Annotated in this window: 20 protein-coding genes and 1 pseudogene; 16 read left to right on the top strand and 5 right to left on the bottom strand. The window is 57.1% G+C overall.

What is annotated here, in order from left to right; genetic code table 11:
• Positions 1 to 94 precede the first annotated feature (94 nt).
• From ACMHLQ_RS18505 to ACMHLQ_RS18495, 3 genes are all read left to right on the top strand, one after another.
• Positions 95 to 562: a c-type cytochrome gene (locus ACMHLQ_RS18505; protein WP_415402165.1), complete on the top strand. Its 468-nt coding sequence runs from the start codon at positions 95 to 97 to the stop codon at positions 560 to 562.
• Positions 563 to 566: 4 nt separating this feature from the next.
• Complete coding sequence (locus tag ACMHLQ_RS18500) at positions 567 to 1,172, top strand: cytochrome b/b6 domain-containing protein (RefSeq protein ID WP_415402164.1); 606 nt, start codon at positions 567 to 569, stop codon at positions 1,170 to 1,172.
• 74 nt (positions 1,173 to 1,246) lie between these two features.
• On the top strand, positions 1,247 to 1,783 hold the full coding sequence (locus ACMHLQ_RS18495) for a protein tyrosine phosphatase family protein (RefSeq protein WP_415402163.1): 537 nt from the start codon (positions 1,247 to 1,249) through the stop codon (positions 1,781 to 1,783).
• Between the two features lie 51 nt (positions 1,784 to 1,834).
• Here the strand turns inward: ACMHLQ_RS18495 and ACMHLQ_RS18490 are convergent, their stop codons facing one another.
• Positions 1,835 to 2,626 (bottom strand): helix-turn-helix domain-containing protein, encoded by a 792-nt coding sequence (locus ACMHLQ_RS18490; protein WP_415405316.1) that lies wholly within the window; start codon positions 2,624 to 2,626, stop codon positions 1,835 to 1,837.
• A 453-nt stretch (positions 2,627 to 3,079) separates the two neighbouring features.
• Here ACMHLQ_RS18490 and ACMHLQ_RS18485 point away from each other — a divergent pair, with 453 nt between their 5' ends.
• From ACMHLQ_RS18485 to ACMHLQ_RS18470, 4 genes are all read left to right on the top strand, one after another.
• Entirely contained in the window at positions 3,080 to 3,850 is a 771-nt protein-coding gene (locus ACMHLQ_RS18485; RefSeq protein WP_415402162.1) for a sulfurtransferase, read from the top strand.
• Between the two features lie 96 nt (positions 3,851 to 3,946).
• Complete coding sequence (gloA, locus tag ACMHLQ_RS18480; protein ID WP_415402161.1) at positions 3,947 to 4,336, top strand: lactoylglutathione lyase; 390 nt, start codon at positions 3,947 to 3,949, stop codon at positions 4,334 to 4,336.
• Positions 4,337 to 4,453: 117 nt separating this feature from the next.
• On the top strand, positions 4,454 to 5,044 hold the full coding sequence (locus tag ACMHLQ_RS18475) for an FMN-dependent NADH-azoreductase (RefSeq protein ID WP_415402160.1): 591 nt from the start codon (positions 4,454 to 4,456) through the stop codon (positions 5,042 to 5,044).
• 46 nt (positions 5,045 to 5,090) lie between these two features.
• Positions 5,091 to 6,077, top strand: coding sequence for a GAF domain-containing protein (locus ACMHLQ_RS18470; RefSeq protein ID WP_415402159.1), 987 nt, complete (start codon positions 5,091 to 5,093; stop codon positions 6,075 to 6,077).
• Positions 6,078 to 6,467: 390 nt separating this feature from the next.
• Here the strand turns inward: ACMHLQ_RS18470 and ACMHLQ_RS18465 are convergent.
• Positions 6,468 to 6,731, bottom strand: a pseudogene (locus tag ACMHLQ_RS18465) (integrase); the annotation flags it as partial.
• 251 nt (positions 6,732 to 6,982) lie between these two features.
• On the opposite strand from ACMHLQ_RS18465, the gene ACMHLQ_RS18460 reads away from it, so the two are divergent.
• Complete coding sequence (locus ACMHLQ_RS18460; RefSeq protein WP_415402158.1) at positions 6,983 to 7,777, top strand: imm11 family protein; 795 nt, start codon at positions 6,983 to 6,985, stop codon at positions 7,775 to 7,777.
• 456 nt (positions 7,778 to 8,233) lie between these two features.
• Positions 8,234 to 10,123 (top strand): SLC13 family permease, encoded by a 1,890-nt coding sequence (locus tag ACMHLQ_RS18455; protein WP_415402157.1) that lies wholly within the window; start codon positions 8,234 to 8,236, stop codon positions 10,121 to 10,123.
• A 164-nt stretch (positions 10,124 to 10,287) separates the two neighbouring features.
• Here the strand turns inward: ACMHLQ_RS18455 and ACMHLQ_RS18450 are convergent, their stop codons facing one another.
• Complete coding sequence (locus tag ACMHLQ_RS18450; protein ID WP_415402156.1) at positions 10,288 to 10,917, bottom strand: class I SAM-dependent methyltransferase; 630 nt, start codon at positions 10,915 to 10,917, stop codon at positions 10,288 to 10,290.
• Positions 10,917 to 12,338, bottom strand: coding sequence for an MFS transporter (locus tag ACMHLQ_RS18445; RefSeq protein WP_415402155.1), 1,422 nt, complete (start codon positions 12,336 to 12,338; stop codon positions 10,917 to 10,919). Before ACMHLQ_RS18445 ends, ACMHLQ_RS18450 begins: the two co-directional genes overlap by 1 nt.
• Positions 12,339 to 12,451: 113 nt before the next feature.
• Here ACMHLQ_RS18445 and ACMHLQ_RS18440 point away from each other — a divergent pair, with 113 nt between their 5' ends.
• Positions 12,452 to 12,865 carry an RrF2 family transcriptional regulator gene (locus ACMHLQ_RS18440; RefSeq protein WP_415402154.1) on the top strand — a complete coding sequence of 138 codons (414 nt, stop codon included), beginning with the start codon at positions 12,452 to 12,454 and terminating at the stop codon, positions 12,863 to 12,865.
• Positions 12,866 to 12,947: 82 nt separating this feature from the next.
• On the opposite strand, the gene ACMHLQ_RS18435 is transcribed toward ACMHLQ_RS18440, so the two are convergent.
• Positions 12,948 to 13,850 carry an AraC family transcriptional regulator gene (locus tag ACMHLQ_RS18435; protein ID WP_415402153.1) on the bottom strand — a complete coding sequence of 301 codons (903 nt, stop codon included), beginning with the start codon at positions 13,848 to 13,850 and terminating at the stop codon, positions 12,948 to 12,950.
• A 169-nt stretch (positions 13,851 to 14,019) separates the two neighbouring features.
• On the opposite strand from ACMHLQ_RS18435, the gene ACMHLQ_RS18430 reads away from it, so the two are divergent.
• The 6 genes from ACMHLQ_RS18430 to ACMHLQ_RS18405 all read left to right on the top strand — a co-directional run bounded on the left by ACMHLQ_RS18430 (position 14,020) and on the right by ACMHLQ_RS18405 (position 18,545).
• Positions 14,020 to 14,973 (top strand): SDR family oxidoreductase, encoded by a 954-nt coding sequence (locus ACMHLQ_RS18430; RefSeq protein WP_415402152.1) that lies wholly within the window; start codon positions 14,020 to 14,022, stop codon positions 14,971 to 14,973.
• Between the two features lie 340 nt (positions 14,974 to 15,313).
• A complete protein-coding gene (locus tag ACMHLQ_RS18425) occupies positions 15,314 to 15,802 on the top strand; it encodes a MotA/TolQ/ExbB proton channel family protein (protein ID WP_415402151.1) in 489 nt (162 codons plus the stop codon).
• Positions 15,799 to 16,179, top strand: a complete 381-nt coding sequence (locus tag ACMHLQ_RS18420) for an ExbD/TolR family protein (protein ID WP_415402150.1) — start codon at positions 15,799 to 15,801, stop codon at positions 16,177 to 16,179. The genes ACMHLQ_RS18425 and ACMHLQ_RS18420 overlap by 4 nt, the downstream gene beginning before the upstream one ends.
• A 35-nt stretch (positions 16,180 to 16,214) precedes the next feature.
• On the top strand, positions 16,215 to 16,598 hold the full coding sequence (locus ACMHLQ_RS18415; RefSeq protein ID WP_415402149.1) for an ExbD/TolR family protein: 384 nt from the start codon (positions 16,215 to 16,217) through the stop codon (positions 16,596 to 16,598).
• The gene (locus ACMHLQ_RS18410) at positions 16,595 to 17,425 is read left to right on the top strand and encodes an energy transducer TonB family protein (RefSeq protein ID WP_415402148.1); all 831 of its coding nucleotides are present in this window, start codon (positions 16,595 to 16,597) and stop codon (positions 17,423 to 17,425) included. The genes ACMHLQ_RS18415 and ACMHLQ_RS18410 overlap by 4 nt, the downstream gene beginning before the upstream one ends.
• A gap of 28 nt (positions 17,426 to 17,453) precedes the next feature.
• Positions 17,454 to 18,545 carry an SIP domain-containing protein gene (locus tag ACMHLQ_RS18405; RefSeq protein ID WP_415402147.1) on the top strand — a complete coding sequence of 364 codons (1,092 nt, stop codon included), beginning with the start codon at positions 17,454 to 17,456 and terminating at the stop codon, positions 18,543 to 18,545.
• Positions 18,546 to 18,578 lie beyond the last annotated feature (33 nt).

The following is an 18,578-nucleotide window of genomic DNA, read 5'->3' as shown; positions in this document are numbered from 1 at the left end:
GAGACAGACGCCAGATCTGACGCTTCAAGCAACCTGTCGGTCTCTCTGCACGGATTGCTAACTGCCTTTCACACAACGTCGAAAGGTTCGCGAGATGAAGAAACTACTTCTTATGAGCGCAATGATCTGCTTCGGGGCTACTGCGCCAGCAACAGTCAGCGCTGATCCTGTGGAAGATGCGATCAAATCAAGGCTTGGATTTTACAACATGACGCGCCACTACTTTGGTGGTCTCGTTGGCATGGCCAAAGGCGATGTGGAATACGACGCCGCGAAAGCCCAGGAATATGCCGACGTCATCGCCTACCTGGCGCAGGTCAATACGGATGGAATGTGGCCGGAAGGCAGCAGCAACGTCGACCGACCCGGCCTTACGCGTTCGCTTCCAACGATCTGGTCAGACTACGATGGCGTGGTTGAGCATCAGCAAGATTGGATTGATACGTCCATCACTCTGCAGAACACCGTTGCACAAGGTTTGCCCGAGCTGCGTGCAGGGCTTGATGGTGTGAACCAAGCTTGCACCGCGTGTCACGATCAGTACCGCGCAAAGGATTTTTGATCCCATGCCTACCGGGATCACGGAGAAGAAACGCGTCTGGGATTTCCCGACACGCGCATTCCATTGGGCTTTGGTCGCAACGGTGTGCGTTGGTTGGTACCTTGGCGAATACCGTTCATTCTCAACGATCGCGCTGCACTTCTATTTCGGCTACGCCGTTGGAGCGCTCTTGGTGTTTCGGATTATCTGGGGATTCATGGGCGCTCCTGCGTCTCGGTGGCACGCATTGTCACTGAGACCACGACAGGTTCTTGGCTATGCCCGCACCCTACCGACGCGAAGCCCAAGTTCCTATGACGGTCACAATCCACTCGGGGCTCTTGCTGTTGTCACAATGATCCTCGTTCTTGCCGGGCTCGTTTCAACAGGTCTGTTCGCCGAAGACGACACGATGTGGGCTGAGGGTCCGTTTGCGAACTGGTTACCTTCCGACTGGACCGTAACGGTGACGGCTTATCACTCGTATTTTTCGCGTGCTGTCCTCGTGTTGGTTTTGATCCATGTCGCTGCGGTCCTGTTCTACTGGATTTGGAAAAACGAGAACCTGATCAAACCGATGATCACTGGCTGGAAGTCCGTTCGAACGTCGTCGTCTACCCCAAACCAATGAATTTCCAGGCGCGGACCCAGGCGCCTGAATTCGGCTGACCAATGACATCTCACTCAAACTGATAAGGAAAAACCATGCGAAGCCTAGGACTTGCAACTGCTGTTCTGTCTCTATCGGCAACTGCGGCGCTGGCCGACATCACCGATGCTCGAAACTTCTATGAATACTCGGACAATGTACTGACAGCAGGACAACCGACAGCGGATCAGCTTTCGACCGCCGTTGAGGATGGGATCGAAGTTGTGATCAGCGTCGTGCCCGAAAACGAAAGCATCTATAACCCAAAGCAGAAAGACATTCTGCAGGCTCAAGGAATTGAGTACATCCACGTTCCGGTCAACTGGCGGTCACCCGACGATGCGGAGTTTGATCGCTTCCTTGAAGCCATGAACAGCGTGGGTGATCGCAAAGTGCTGGTGCATTGCTGGGCAAATGCCCGTGCATCGGCGCTTGTCTACGCACACAGAGCTATTGAAGCGCCAGAGACACAAACGGCCGAATTGGAAAACCTAAACTGGGTCTGGGCGGAGGTCGCAGGTTACAACCTCGATACGAACACGACCTGGCAGGACTATCTTGATCGCAATATCGGCCGCCATCAGGAACAGTGAATCTGTCCCCGGTCCCCAACACAGCTATCGCTGATTGGGGACCCTACCTGATCAGGTAGTTCCAGCGAAATACTGCGTTGGGGCTGCCCCAAACTGCTTTCGGAAAAAGCGCGAAAAGTAGAGCGGATCGCCAAATCCCAAATCGAATGCAACTTCCTTCACTGATCGATCGCCCGTCCTAAGCGCCACTCGCGCTTCAAGTGCCAGACGTTCTTGTGCCAACTGCTTTGCCGTTTGACCCAATTCATTTTTGACATGGCGATTGAGGGTTGCGATCGTTACACCAAGCATGTCGCAGTATTCGGCGATCTCAAGATGCTTCGCATAGTTCTCTTCGACCAGATCCTGGAACTTTGCTACGACCTCTGACACCTTTGCTGGCGTAACCTGAAAGGACTCGTCAGGGTTGGCGTGCCGGATTTTGCAGTCCGCTGCCTGCAGTAGAAGAGACTTGATCGTGTTGACCGCATGTTCCGGCTTGAATAGGCTCTCGCCTTCCAGGATGTGGCCCAGTTCTTCAAATCGCGCCAACGCCGTTCGGTAGCCATCTTCTCTTAGATCAACAATTGGCAAACCCCGGAGACGGTTGAAGACAACTCCGTCGCAAAATACCTCGTTCCGCATAACGCGTACACAGAAGAAATTGTGATGAAATGCGCAGGACAGAACCGTCGCGCTGCGAGAAAAACTCACCCGCTCGCCAGGAGAAAGAGTGAGCAACTCGTACTGATCAAGTGTGATGTTGCACCCGTCGATTGTCGTCTCTGCTGGTCCACCCATAGGCAGATAGAGACGATATAGAACTTCTGAATAGGCCGGTGGCACGCCAATTTCGGATTGCACGATCAAACCCGATAGAGTGTGGTCTGAATCCTGAATGTCTAAAGTGTGGATCCGCATTTCATGTCATCCGCTTGCTGCCTCGTGACCAACCCGTGATGTCGAGTTTGTCCAGTTTTGCAGCTCAGTTTTTCTTACCAAACCTGCATTGGTTGACACAGAGTGTATGTCCTTTGACGATTTTGTCCATGACGTTTTAGATTCCTTCTATGGGGTCAGCCGACTTCGCAACTTACTAGTAACGTATGCTCATTGCAGCGAGCCGATGTCGCCGGGAGAAGCGTTACCCCGTACGTTTGTTTGGTCTCAGCCGCCCGCTTTGCACGAGCAGATCGTTTGTTCTCGCGGGGTGATACCATGACAGAATCTAAACCAGTGGTCTGAGGTAGATAGGGACCACTCCCCCTCATCATTGCCGAAGACTTAAAGGGTTTGATCGGTCGACCAGACGTTAAGGTGTTCGACGTTAGAGGCACCTGGTCCACCCCGGCTCGGGCGTTGCCAGAAGACTATGCGAGGGGCCATATACAGGGCGCCGCATTTCTGGACTGGACCAAGGAATTTATCGCGACAGACGTCCCGCCCGGCCTCGCTCCGATCGTGGATAAAGATGGCGCTCGTCGGTCGTTCGCGCGCCTTGGTATCAATCCCGGTGACCTGGTCGTGCTTTACGACGCTTCATCACATATGCAGGCGGGTCGGATTTGGATGGCAATGCGACATTGGGGTTTCACCAATGTGCGGGTCTTGAACGGTGGTTGGAAATTCTGGTCGTGCCAAGATCTGCCCGTTTCCACAGAACTAACGGCTTACGATACCGGCTCTTTCGAACCCAGCTTGCAAAGTGGACTGATGATAGATCTGGAAGCTTTTATTGATCGGCAGTCCACTGCCTGCGTGATCGATGCGCGCGGGCCGGCGAACTATGCCGGGAAAGCAGATGATCCGCGGACGGGGCATATTCCGGGAGCTTTGAACGTTCCATTCAGCGCGATGCTCGATCCCGATACGGGGCTGTTTCTGGATGAACACGGTATTCGCGCTGCTCTGGATGATTTGGCTCCAGATTGGAAATCCAAACCTCTTATCGCGTCTTGTGGGTCGGGCTATGCGGCCACGGTGGTTCTGCTCGCCCTGGAATTGATCGGCGAAAATGGCGCCCTGTTTGATGGGTCCTTCGCCGTATGGAAGCAGGACCCTGCGCGCCCGGTTGAACAATCAGCATAGCAAGAAATTGCGGTCGTACTTGGAAGAGAGACCGCTCGACCAGAACAGGAAGCTTCAATGCCAGACACACCGAAACCAAACCGAATTCTGTACACTATGCTGCGGGTACGCGACCTCGATCGGTCGCTTAAGTTCTATCAGGAAGCGCTCGGCATGCACGAGATGCGCCGTGAGACATTTCCAGATGGAAAGTTCACGTTGGCCTTTATTGGCTACGGCGATGCAGCATCAGATGCAGTGATCGAGCTGACCTACAACTGGGATGACACCAACTATGAGCTTGGGAATGCCTACGGTCATATCGCTCTGGAAGTCGACGACATTTACGCGATGGAAGACCACCTGAAATCGCTTGGGGTCAATGTTGTTCGCCCTGCTGGCCCGATGACCTTTGCGCCCGAAGAAACCGGCGTAAAGGAAGTGATTTCGTTCATCGAGGATCCAGACGGGTATCGGATCGAATTTATCGAAAAGATGGACCACTGACCCGCATCTGTCTCGATAGCGAGACAGACAGCGAAGGACAGCCCCTGATCCAGCGCGTCGAAGCGCAACAACGGGCCAAGTTAGAGGCATTGCATTAAATTATCTGGAGAAACTGGGATGGTTTCAATTTTACATGTCAATTCGAGCGCCCGGGAGGGCGGATCAGCCTCTCGTTTCGGTGGCGATATGGTGGTTGAACACTTTAAAGCGCACCATGGTGACGTCTCTGTCACGAAACGCGAGGCAGTCGATCAGGCGGCATTCCTCACCGAAGAATGGATTGGCGCAAGTTTTACGCCTTTCGAAGACCGCTCGGCAGAGCAGAATGCAATCCTCGCCACCTCCAATGCTATGGCCCAGGAAGTGCTGGATGCGGACATCCTGGTGCTTGGTGTCGCGATGTACAACTTTGGTTTGCCCAGCGCGATGAAGGCCTGGATTGACCAGATTGCGCGGCCTGGCGTCACGTTCCGCCCCGATCCGGAACACACTTATGTTGGACTGGCTACTGGCAAGAAGGCCTACATCGTTTTGGCCAGCGGCGAGACGCCGGCTGGCAGCGAAATGGACTTCGCTACACCGTATTTGAAGCACGTACTGGGGTTCCTGGGGGTCACTGACATTCAGATAATTGGCGCTGATCTTACCGTGATGGCGCCGGACACTTTGGAAGACCGCATCAGAACACAGGTGGCCCAGCTGACCTGAGATATGCCCTTCAGATTTTGGTTTCGATTACGAAAGGACATCCGCGATGCTGAACAGCCGAGAACGCCATATAGAGAATGTCATTGCAACGGCAGAATCTTCTAGGGCCGCGGCGCTGAGCCGTCTGGCAGCGTCGTGGACCCGTTCGATGTCTATCCACGGGTTGCATCCCGGGGAACGCCGCGCGCCAGAACGTGTAGATCCAACGAACCTTCGAGAACGGCAGCAACGTGAGGAACGGTTCACAGACATCGCCGCACCATATCTGGACGACCTCTTTGGCCTTGTGGGGCAGCCCGGCTGCTGTGTCTTGTTGTCGGACGCGCAGGGGGTGATCTTGGATCAGCGGATCAATACCGCCGATAGCGATCAGTTCAGAGACTGGGGCTTGTGGCGCGGGACAGACTGGAGCGAAGTCGCCGAAGGAACAAACGGGATCGGGACCTGTCTTGTTGAAGCCAAGCAAACAGTCATTCATCGTGAACAGCACTTCTACGCACGAAATACAGGCATGAGCTGCATTGATGCCCCGATTTTTGGCCCTGATGGGTCATTGATCGGAGCGCTTGACGTGTCATCCGCTCGACATGACCACACCGAAAATCTGAACACGCTTATTCGCGCACTTGTTCAGCAGATTGCCCGCCAGATCGAGGCGGACAGTTTTCGATCCGCGTACGAGAAGGCGCGGATTCTTGATGTGCCTGGAACCGCGAGTGGTGGAGCGGCTTTGCTGGCGGTCGATCAAGACGAAGTTGTGATTGGTGCAACGAGAAATGCACGACACAAATACAAGTTGGGATCCAAAACGAACATTGAACCTAAGTTGGTATCAGAGGTTCTGAACAGCGACACAAGCTCGCCCGTTAGCTTCGAAAAAGCTGAGCGGACGGCCATTGTTCAAGCCCTGACCCAACACAATCGCAACGTCTCAGAGGCTGCGCGAGCCCTGGGAATAGGCCGCGCCACAATCTACCGACGGATGACTAAATTGGCGATTGATCCAAAAGCCGACGATCTGTCGATTCACTAGGATGGCCGCGAAAACCACAGCTTTTCACCATTGCTCATCAGGCTTTGCACGCATCAGTGAAGCGCTCGATTGTCTGCTTCAACTTGGATACCCAAATCCAAGCGCGGCCCCACAACTACAAGCCACCTTGGTTCCAAGCGTGTTCTCTAAATTCAAGGCGCAGCATAGCCCGCAGGATGTCGGCTATTTTTTGCCAAGAGTTCGTCAACGTAGTAAAAGTCCGGCTAGGTAAAGCTGAGCTTCACCACTTGCTGACACTCGCAACGACCGGCAACGCCTTCTTCACAACGCTCAATTTCGCATTAATCATGATAGCGGTCGCATGTGCACGATGCGGTATTTTTTGGTTTGGGCTCAGCACCGATCGGTGCTGCACAAGGGATGGACACCCGCTTTGAAAACTGAAATGCGTTCTCGCACGCGATCAACTTTGACCAGATCAGACACGGTCAATTTGACGAGATCACAGCCGCGCAGCTTGCTGTCGATGGCGACGTTGAACAAAGCCAGATCGCGCAGATAACCCGCCAGTTCGAGCCTTGCCCGGATCGCCCAGACCTGTTTTGGCAGCAAAAGCCGTTTTTGGCCGATGATACGCCCCTTGTTCCAGGCTCTACGTTTCGGGGTTGTCGCGGGAAGTTGGACTCTTGGCATGATATGCCCTCCGATCCGCCCTCCAAACCCAATCACCAGCACCGCGCTGGTGGCTGGATTGTATCGTCCGTTGCAATGGCAGTCTTCGGGAGCCGGCTAACGGCGTCAGTGCTGCATGTGCAGTCGGCGGCAGTGAGCCCAGACTACCGGATGTTCGCACCGAACGAATGTCGGCATTCTTGCCGAAAACTCCACCCTGTTCGTTTCACAGAACTGCCATAATTTGGGCGGGGTTTGACTTAAGTCTCGTCGTGAAACTGGAGATAAAAATGCCTTACGCTCTCGATATTCCGAAACACCTTCCAGGTTGTTTGAACTGGTCTGATACGTCACAGACGCCAGAGAATAGTTCGAAAGCAACATCACTGAGCCGAACGGGCGGTGAAACTCAACCGCCGATCCCATTCATTCAGGCGCAGTACGAAGAAGACCTAAGGCTCTTCCCTGTTTCTACGAAGTTGCCGGACATTTTCCAAGGCCGTTGGTCTGCCAGTTTTTTTGTATCTGACCGATTTCGAAAAATCGTGTCAGAGCTGGACCCAGTCGAGCATCTGTTTCAGCCTGTTGATCTAACCATGATTGATGGCACCCGTTACCATAGCGGTTACTACGCGTTGGGGATTGCGGATCGAGTGGAGGCCATTGATGCTGAAAACTCCGATCTCCGGGCGAAATTCTACGATGGCAAAACATTTCAAAGCCTAAAGACGAAAGGCGTCGAGGATGTCCTTTCTGAGGGAAGATCCCTGGGTCAGTTCACATATTTCGCCGCTGCGTTGGGTGAACCATTCATCCAGTGGCGCAAAGAAGATATCGCCGGGCGGCACCTCTGGATGGATAGATACTACACATCCGAGGCATTCATCTCGGACGAAATGGCCAAAGCATTCAAAAAGGAAGGTATAACGGGATTGGAGCTCAGACCTTCGGCGATCACGGGGGCTACTGGGCCATCATCTGGCGGTTTTCTACAACAGCTCGGAAGTCGGCTCAGGAGGACACGCAATCGCCGATATGATGAGCTGGATAAGCACAACGAAAGCTGACATTGGTGTTGCCGCAGCGAAAGTCGGGAAAATCCGCGACTTGATCATTGCCGCCTGGATCTTCGCCCCGCGATGAGTGAATGGCTGGTTTTCTCGCCGCCCTGCAGCGGCATGTTCCGAGCGGCCGCAGCGATTTTCACGCTGCGTGCGCACGCAGCACAAAATCACGATGACCGCCTTGGGCTCAAAGCGGACCTCGGTGCTGGCGCGGTATCGGAGCCCACCCATCAGCGAGACGCGGAATGCAGGGCTTGTACCGAACCTTCGAGCGGCCCGCGATATTCACAGCAACGTAGGGACCGGAGTGCAGGACAACACAAGCACTGAGGACAATTGCGTCCCTTGCTGTAGGGTGAAGAACGGCCGCATGAAGAGGACCGCTGGCCAAAAAACTCCTCAGGACTGGCTCTATGCGTCAAGCGAAACCGCCGCTAAGCTTTGCGACGGGGAGATGCAATGGAAGCGACAATTCTGACGTTTGAGATGATGGCGGTTCTGGGACTGCTTGCATTCACGGTGTTTCTGTTTGTTTCCGAGATCATTCGCATCGATTTGGCCGCGATCCTTGTGATGGTGATCCTGGGCGGGCTCAGCACGTTGCCCGGACTGGAAAATCTCTCTAACCGGGCTGAGCTGTTCTCCGGCTTCTCATCCAACGCGGTTATCTCAATTGTCGCTGTGATGATCATCGGCGCCGGGCTGGACAAGACAGGCCTCATGTCCAAGGTTGCGACACTCATCCTGAAACGTGGCGGAACGAGTGAGGCTCGGATCATTCCCATCGTTTCGGGCACCGTCGGCGTCATCAGCTCTTTCATGCAGAATGTCGGTGCGGCAGCCCTGTTTCTGCCGGTCATCAGCCGAATATCGGCGCGGACCGAAATACCAATGAGCCGTTTGGCGATGCCCATGGGATTTTGCGCAATCCTTGGCGGGACGATCACAATGGTCGGATCCTCGCCATTGATCCTGCTGAACGATCTCCTGATATCGGCAAACCGAACGCTGCCATCCGATCAGCAGATGGAGCCGTTTGGCCTGTTTTCGGTCACTCCAATCGGGGTGATGCTTGTACTGACGGGCGTTCTCTACTTTGTGCTTCTGGGCCGGTGGATTCTGCCCGGTCAGCGCGGGCGCGGCGATGACGCAGGTGCGGCGCGCTCGATGCAGACATATGTCGAAAACACCTATGGGCTACGCGCCGACATGTTCGAGGTGCGGGTGCCGGAAGGGTCACTTTTGATCGGTCAGACGCTGGCCGATATCATGGTTGCACACCACATCTACATTCTGGGCACGTCTTACAGAGGCCACAAAGTCATCGCGCCCATGGCGGATACCAAAATCGAAGCGCCGGCGCGCCTGGCTGTTCTAGGCTTGCGGCGGGTGTTGCAGGACGAGTTTGCCGAGCCGCATGGTTTGGAGATATTGCCTGCTCTGGACGTGTTTGCCGATGATTTTGCCGCGACAGAATCTGGCGTTGCAGAGGTCGTTATCCCGCCGGGATCGACTGTCATAGGCCAATCGCCCATCGCACTTCGCCTGCGTCAAACACATGGGCTGTCCATTCTGGCAATCCATCGTGGCGAAGAGACGCTGAGCCACGTGGAAACCGACGACCACGTCGCCACCCATATCGGTGAGGTGCTTTTGCAGGCCGGGGATACTCTGGTTGTCCACGTCCAATGGGAACGGCTCACCCGGCTCAAGTCTGATCAGGACTTTGTCGTCGTGACTTCGGATTTTCCGCAAGAGGAACTGCGCCCGCATAAAGTGAACTGGGCGATCGGATTCTTTGCGATGACGCTCGGCCTGATTTTGTTCACCGATCTGCTCTTGTCGCTGTCCCTTTTGGCGGGCGCGGTCGGGATGATCTTGTCGCGCGTGCTCTCCATAGATGAAGCTTACGAGGCCGTCAGTTGGAGCACGGTCTTTCTTCTGGCTTCGCTGATCCCGTTGGGGATGGCTGTGCAGAATACTGGAACAGCGGCATGGATCGCAGAGCAAATCCTGTCTCTGCTGGATGGCTGGCCACTTTGGTCGCTGCAGGCAGGTCTGGCCGTGTTGGCGACAGCCTTTACGCTCGTGATGTCGAATGTGGGCGCAACTGTTCTGCTGGTGCCGTTGGCGATCTCGATTGCCATCTCGGCGGGCGGAGATCCGGCGGTCTTCGCGTTGACGGTTGCGATTTCGACCTCAAACTCCTTTCTGATCCCGACACATCAAGTCAACGCACTGATTATGGGGCCGGCAGGCTACCGGGTTGTCGACTTCCTGCGTTCTGGCGGGGTGATGACCGTCTTGTTCCTGATCGTATCCATGATCGGGCTGACGCTTTTCGTGTAGGGTGGATGTGGCACTCTGATTGGCGATATCCGTTTAGACGTCCAAAGCGGCAACCGATTACGATGTGAGCGCTCGCGGCCCAGAATGGCTGTTCATGTCACTACACGACGCCGCGCTGCATCTTCCTCAAGGCGGAGCTTTGCGGAAACCAACAACAGAAGCCTTCATTCCCTGACCAAGGCAATGACGTTGTCGAGAACCTCTGCTGTTTGCCCATCAGGTCCATGCGCAGTTCGGCGGAACGCGCCGACGAAAGAGACCTGAGCGTCCAGGGGTGAGAAACCCAATTCGGTCAAGTCTTCTTCCGGCGAAGGGTACCTGGCACCTTCTTTGCTCCAAGACCATGGAGCAGTGGAACCATGCGTGGCGACGAGCAACAGGCCTCCGGGCGCCAACTGTTGATATGCCCGCGCAAAGATGCTTCGCCGCGGAAAATCAAAGGGTGTTTGCAGGAACATCGCCGAGATGAGGTCGAAAGGGCCTTCGGGACACGATTTGGCCAGATCGTGACATTCGAATTTGATCCGTGCCGCCGCTCCCCTGTTGGCGGCGTTCGCCTGCGCGATGTCCAACGCGGCTTGGGCGATATCGACTGCGACAACATCCCAGGCACGGCGCGCCAGCCAGATCGCATCGTCGCCCTTGGCACATCCTAAATCGAGCGCACGACCGGGTATGCGATCAGCCACAAATCTTTCGAGAACGGCGGAGGGCCGCCCGTCTGTTTGATGGCGCGCGCCGCGATAGAGGTCGTTCCAAAAGTCGTGCGGGGATTGTCCGGGTTTTGGTTGCATCACATTGCCTTTCGTTTGTGAGTGATCGCACCCAACAGGCACAATATGCTGGCAACGGCGAAGATGGTCACTGGATACAAGAGTGCCGTTGATGCCGCGTCTCCTGTCGTGCGTGTCGTCGCTGCAAAGTAGATGCTGCCAACGATTGCGATGCTCAGCGCAATACCGATCTGCTGTCCGGTTTGAACAACCCCAGAGGCCGCACCTGCAATCTCTTTGGGTGCAAGGGCCAGCGCGTTTGACATGAGGGCCACGTTGCTCAACCCCATGCCAAGCCCGACAATCGCAAGAGGTGCCAACAAAACCGGGGCATTGATGTCATTGCCAACGCGCGCGAAAGCGAAAACAGTCAGCGCCGTGCCCATGCAGGTCAAGGACGATCCTATCAGGGGAAGCCGCCAGGGGTTTGCCGGTGCCCACCGTCCCGCGATGGCCGCCCCGGCCACTGCAAAGATCGGGTGAGCGGCAAGCGCCACAGCAACCTCACCCGGTGACAGGTCGGGCCCGTCTTGCAAGGCAATGGCCATCAGAAAGGGAACACCGGCAATGCCAGAAAAGATCAACAGGATCATCGCGGCGCGCTGCAAAAACGGAGTGGACCGCAGCAACTCCGGCGGCAGCAATGGCTCAACCTTGCCCGACACACCCTTTCGCTGAGCATGGACGACATGGGCCAGCAGAAAAAGGCTTGTGGTGAGCATGGCCATGATCCAGATCGGCCACCCCAAAGGCCGCCCTTGCACTGCGGCGTAGACCAGGCCCGTCACGGCCAGCGCAACCAGCAGCCCGTGCCGGATGTCGATCCGCTTTGATGTGCTGAGGTCATCCCTGGGCAGGTAAGACCCGACAACGACCGATGACAAAACGCAAGGTGGTATCACCAACAGAAACACAGCGCGCCACCCCAACCCCAACAGATCAACAGACAGAACAGCACCGCCAATGATCGGCCCCGCGATGGCACCAAGTGCACTGACCATGCCGAAGTAGCCGACGGCACGGCGTCTCTGATCAGTGGGCAAGATCACTTGGGTCAACGCCAGCACCTGAGGCATCATCGTCGCCGCACCATAGCCCTGAACGATACGTGCAATGATCAGCACCGTCACGTTTTGGGCGGTTCCCGCAGCAAGCCCGCCAGCAGCAAAGGCCAACACACCAAAAAGGAACAGGCGACGGCGGCCAAGGGCATCTCCGAACCGGCCGAGTGGCAGAAGGAAGGCCGCAAGGGGGACCAGATACGCCAACAGGATCCACTGAGACTGGGCATCGGTTGCGGCCAAGTCATCCGCGATGTTTCGAACCGCCAGATTGACCACCGTGACGTCCAACAACGAAACGAAGGCTGCGGCCAAAAGCGCCCAAACAGCGATCCATTGCGCTTTCGTGGCTTTCGTCGGTTCGACTGGCGAGGGGGGCATAGCGCGGGTCCGTTCCTGCTCAAATCACGTGATCTTTAATGTCACGTGATATGCCATGTCAATCTCTCGTGCTAACAATTGTCACGAGACTTCATGTCGAGTACAATCGCTTCATGAGAACAGACAACAGGCTCCCCCGGGTGCTACACATCTTGCTTCATCTCGATGAGATTGATGAACCGGTCACCTCTGAGCGCATGGGGGAAATGTTCGGTATGGACGCCTCGCTCGTGAGGCGCACCATGGGAGGGCTGCGCGAACATGGGCTTGTCACATCAATGAAAGGCCATGGCGGCGGATGGCACCTTCAGCGCTCGACAGCTGAGATCAGCCTCTTGGATGTCTACACCGCGCTCGGCTCGCCAAACGTCTTTGCGATCGGCGCGCCCGAGCCCTCGTCTCCGTGTCTTCTTGAACATGCAGCGACGGACGCAACAAAAGCTGCCATGGCGGCTGCACGCCACCTTTTTGAGGAAGAACTGAGGGGCGTGTCCGTGGCGGACTTGGCCAAGCGCGCGCCGGTTTGATGCCCGGTCGCGTGACAGCCGGAAAGCCGTTATGCTCCGCGGCCCTGGAGTAGTCTGCCCAAACCTGCCATTCTCCGAGAGGTCATGTTGCTGCACTCACAGTCATTGGAACGTGCCGCGCCTCACCCCACTGTTTCGGCGACTGGCCATACATGCGTTTGAACTCACGGCTGAATTGGGACGGGCTTGCATAGCCCACATCCATCGCCGCTTCGTTTACTCTCATGCCGCCTGCAATTCTCATCGCGGCGTGGTTGAGGCGCATCGACTTGACGAATTGGATCGGCGCCATCGTCGTAACCTGCTTGAATTTGCGATGGAAAACGGCCCGGCTCATGCCTGCGCGGCGTGCCATGTCGTCAATTGAGATTGGCGCATCCAGGTTCGACGCCACATGCGCGATGGAACGTGCAATAGCGTTGCCAGCACCAAATGCCTGCCGGGCAAAGACGCCTGCTTCTCCCTTGAGAATAGCATAGAGCACCTCGCGCAATCGCGCTTCCGCAAGAACAGCCCTATCCGTCCTGCTGTCCCCAAGCTGTAGCAGTCGCAGCAGCGCTTCGATGAAGTCCGCATCCCATCTCGCAAGCCTGATCCCCGGCTCCCGCAACGCTCCTGTGGCCGCAGGCATGACGCCTTCGGCACTCTCCATCTCCATGGCGATTTCGGCCATCACACGCTGATCCAGTGAAATCATGACCCCGTAGAGCGGGTTTTCACGCGAGGCCGCAGGCGTTCCCGCCTTGACGGGCATCGACATCGGGCAGCAGAGATACTGGCTGTCGTCGTATTCATATCTCCGCCCATCCAGTACAGCTTCCTTTACCCCGCTCACGATGGCCACGATGCAGGGTTCGTAGACTGCCGGGACACAGGGGATTGCTTGCGTCGCCCTAAACAACCGCACGCCCTTGATGCCGGTCTCCGTCAGGCCGTCCCTTGCCGTTCGGCCTGCGATGAGTTGTTTGATCTGGTCCTTGCTCACGGCGGAAATCTACTGGCTTCACGTCGACGCTGGCAACCATCTTGATACAATCAGGCAAGTAATCGTGACGATCCCGTCTGTTTGTACGTTCAGATGAGAGTTATCTGCATCTAGAAGATGGAAATGCATATAGCTCGGCCCCTGCGCCGACGTCAAACGGAGCAAGACGATGCCACATGCCACATTCGGACCCAAAGGCTGGACACCCGAGCGCCTCGGCGACCTGACCGGAAAGACCTTCCTGATCACTGGTGCCAACGCCGGTGCCGGGTTCCAGGCTGCGCGTATTCTTCTGATGAATAACGCCAAGGTGGTCATGCTGAACCGCTCTGTCGAGAAGTCAGAGGCGGCAATCGCGGACCTGAAGCACGAGTTCGGCGCGAAAGCCGACGTGAGCTTTATCCGCATGGACCTGTCCGTTCTGGACAGCGTGCGCCAAGCCGCCAAAGAGGTTCTGAAAACCGTGCCCCGCATCGACGCGCTGATCAACAACGCGGCCATCGCGCAGGTGCCGACACGTAAGCTGACCGTTGATGGATTTGAAAGCCAGCTTGGCACCAACCACTACGGACACTTTCTGCTCAATGGCCTGCTCTTTGACCGCATCGCCGAAAGCAAAGGCCGGATCGTGGTCGTCGCGAGCCTCGGCTACAACCTCGGTCTCAAGACAATCAAGTTCGACGACATGAACTGGAAAGAGGGTTACGGCGCAAACACCGCCTATTCGCAGAGCAAGCTGGCGCAAATGATGTTCGCCTACGAATTGCAGGACCTGCTGGCCGCTGCTGGGCGCAAAGATGTTGAGGTTTTCGTCTGCCATCCAGGCTCATCGGCGACGTCTCTGATCACAACAAGTGGCAGCCGCACGATGCGTTTCATCTGGTGGCTGATGACCAAGACACCGATGGTGCAGACTGCGGAACAAGGGTCATACCCCGAGGTCATGTGCGCGACCGAAAAGGCCCTAACCGAGCAACGGGCCCTCTACGGTCCGACGGGTCGGATGGAAGCGGTTGGCCCGGTCGGCAAAGGGACACTGAACGCTCACGCGCATGACAAAGCTGTCATGTCCCGTCTCTGGGATGTGTCGGAAAAGGCTGTCGGGTTCGAGTGGAAACTCTGACCTTAGAGTCACCAAAATCGAATGGGCCTTCTGCCCGAAAGCCGGGAAATCAAACTTGACAAAAATAGTTGGTAATGCAAGCTAGCCTCGAGCAAGCCGCTGGCCAGCCATTGACTTATAGGGCATGGCTATGGACCTCGGATCGTCTTTTCTTGAAAACAGCACCTCGCGCGCATTCGAACTTCTTCAAACCGGTGGGGTGGCCATCTGGGCCATTACAGCGCTCTCTGTGGTGACCACGGCCGTTATCCTATGGAAAATATGGCGCTTGTTGCTGCTTGGCGCGTGGTCCGGCGGGGGTAGAACAACTGCGGCTCTTGATCTTTGGCAACAAGGTCAGATGTCGGACGCCCAAGCTCTTCTTGCGGGGCGGCGCAGTATCCGCGCATCCCTTGTGCTCTCTGCCATGACAGCGCATCGCGACCCCACCCTCGATCAGCCGGGGGCCGAGGCCGAAACCGGTCGCGTCGCGAAAGCCCTGCTGACCAAGGCGCGCGCGGGGCTACGGCCCTTGGAACTGATTGCAACCATTGCGCCGCTGCTGGGCCTCTTGGGCACGGTGCTAGGTATGATCGCTGCCTTTCAGGCGTTGCAGGACGCAGGCAGCCGCGCCGATCCCGCAACGCTGGCAGGCGGCATCTGGGAGGCGCTTTTGACAACCGCTGCCGGCATGGCCGTGGCCATTCCGGCATCCATGGCTCTGACATGGTTTGAGAGCGTGGCCGACAGGTTACGCCACGAGCTTGAGGACGCTGCCACGCGGATTTTCCTGCGCCCGGTGGCCAAAGATACACCCCAACCAGAAAACGCGCTCCGAGCAGTGGAATGAAAGCGGATTTCGACCCTCGGCGGCAGGTGCGCAAACCCAGCCTGACGCCAATGATTGATGTGGTCTTTTTGCTGCTGGTCTTCTTCATGCTGGCTTCCCGTTTCGGGGTGGATCAGCTTGTTCCGCTGAATATCTCTGGCGGCTCCGCGCCTTACTCCGGTCCGCCCCGCTTGGTCGAGATCGGCCCAGACACACTGCGCCTCAACGGCATTGATATGGCAGAAGATACGTTACCCGATGCGGTAGCGGACCTGACGGACAGCGGCGACGACATCGTAGTATTGCGGCCGGACGAGCAGGCAGACCTTCAACGCGTGGTTGCGATCATCGAAACACTGACAGCGGCCGGGTTCGACAGGTTGGTCTTGGTCGAATGAGCCCGTTTCGTTTTGAGCAACCGCAGCGACGCAAGATGCCTGAAAACATCATCCCGATGATCAACGTGGTTTTTCTTCTGCTTATTTTTTTCCTGATGACATCGCAAATTGCACCGCCGGAAACGCTCGACGTCACTCCACCCGAGGCTGAGACCGGTCTGGACGGTGACGGCGACCTGACGCTTTATCTAGACGCTTCGGGTCAATTGGGGTTCGATCAGGTGATTGGAACGGATGATGCCGTCATTGCTGCGCTGATCCAGGCGCGCGACGCGTCCTGCGCGGCAGAGAACTGCGCGTCCCCGTCGCTTCAACTGCGCGCGGACGGGCTGGTTCCTGCAACCCGCGTCGCAGCACTTCTGAAAAAGCTCGCAGTGCAGGGCTTCAGCGATATCGGGCTGACAACGGTCGCACCATGAGACGGGCCGCCGAATTATTGGCATTCACTGCTTTCGCCCTGCTGGGGCACTTGGTCGTCGCAGGTCTGCGTCCACCGACCGAAGGGGCGGACGCGTCGGGCGCAAGCGGGGACACGACCGTGTCACTGGAGGCGTCCGACGCTCAGGTCGCGGCCTTGGTCGAGGCATGGGAGACGCCTCCCGAGGTGGCTGAACCGCAACAGATACAGTTGCCGGAACCGCCAAACGTGTCTCAAAACACAGCTCAGACCATGCCTGAGATATCGGCACCGTCATCTTTACCCGATGTACCCTCTTTGGCGATCCCGATCGACCAAGCTCCAAGCGCACCCGTTGTCGATACGCAGCCACCCGCGCCGCCTGCACCGAAGGTCGCATCCACAGCACCGACCAAAACGGCGCGTCCGGCGCTGCGCCCGCAACAACCGCGACAACGGGCCTCTGTCGCGTCGACCGGACAGCGTGCCGCAGGCTCCGGTGGCGGCACAGCGGCAGGGTCAGAGCGGCTGGCAGAAACAGCCACACGCGACCCCGCCCAGGTCCAATCCTTGACCGCGGCGTGGGGTGGCGCAATCCGGGCAACGATTGAGCGGCGCAAACGCTATCCGCGCCAAGCAGACGGCGTGTCGGGGCAGACGGTCGTGTCTGTCACTGTCGGTCGGAACGGCAGCTTGATCAGCGTCGCCGTGCGCCGCAGTTCCGGCAACGCCGCCTTGGATCAAGCAGCAGTCCGCGCCGTCACCACCGCCCGCCGATTCCCCAATGCGCCCGCCGGACTGGAGGAGGCAAGCTACACATTCAGCCTGCCGATCCAGTTCAGCGGCTGATGCACGCTTTCACGAAAAGGATCCTGTCATGATCACTCAAGCCCGCGACGCTGACGCCGTAAAACCGCAGCTTCGCGCGGAGGTGAAGCACCCAAACCCTGCCGCGTTGATACAGGCCTTGTGCACTCATGCGTTGGAGCATGATCTGATCTTTGCGACACATGCGGATGGCAGCCGCATCGCTGATGCCGGGATCGGAACCATCGCACTTGATGCCAGGCCTCATGCCCTCATCGTAAGTCTTGCCGCCTCTGTCCCTGCCAATTTGTATATGCTGCGCGAGGCTGTCCTCGATCACTTGGCAGGTATTCCTGATGCCGCGCCGCCGCGCTGGATTGGCACTGAAGTCGCAGATGTTGGTGCGCTGCCCCCGAACTTCCGGATCATAGAGGTGACAGATGTCAGACACGCAGCCCCCGATTTTCTAACCGTGCGGCTGGCGGGCCAAAACCTTGCCCCGTTCGCTACGACCGGCCTCCACTTTCGGCTCGCCCTGCCCCCGGACAGCCAACAGCCCATCGTCTGGCCCCATGTGCAGTCTGACGGCCGCACATGCTGGCCTGGCGGAGCATCCGCCTTGCATCAGCCAGTCTACACCATCACCCGCATCGACCCGCATGCGGGTTGGCTGGAGTTCGACGTGTTCATCCACAAGGGCGGTCGGACATGTCAGTGGGCCGAGGGCCTTTTGACCGGCAGCGACACGCGACAACAGGTTGGCATCTCCGGGCCCGGGGGTGGCTGGTTCCCCGATGCAAAACGACTGCTGATCGCAGGGGATGAAACCGCCCTGCCCGGAATGAGGCGTATTCTGTCAAACCGCCTGACAGGTAGCCCCGCCTTTGTGGTGCTTGCAAGCTATCACCGCGCGCATGCCGACGAGCTTGAGGCATCAACCGGGGTTGCTGTGGAATGGTGTGATCGAAACAAGGGGCAAACGGCAGCCCAATTTGTCGAGGCAAGAGGCCGTGTAGACCAACAAGACATCTTCGCATGGTTCGCGGGTGAAAAGTCCGATGCAGTCCGTATGCGCGCCCTCTTTCGTACCGATTGGGGGCTGGATCGGACGTCCTCTTACGCGTCAGCCTATTGGGCAAAACAACCCGTGATATATTGTTGACTGTTTTACTATGAATTGGTAGCTGACCGTCAG

Source organism: Tateyamaria algicola, from assembly GCF_047715485.1.
Taxonomy (GTDB): Bacteria; Pseudomonadota; Alphaproteobacteria; order Rhodobacterales; family Rhodobacteraceae; genus Tateyamaria.
This window is presented reverse-complemented; position numbering and strand designations above follow the sequence as displayed.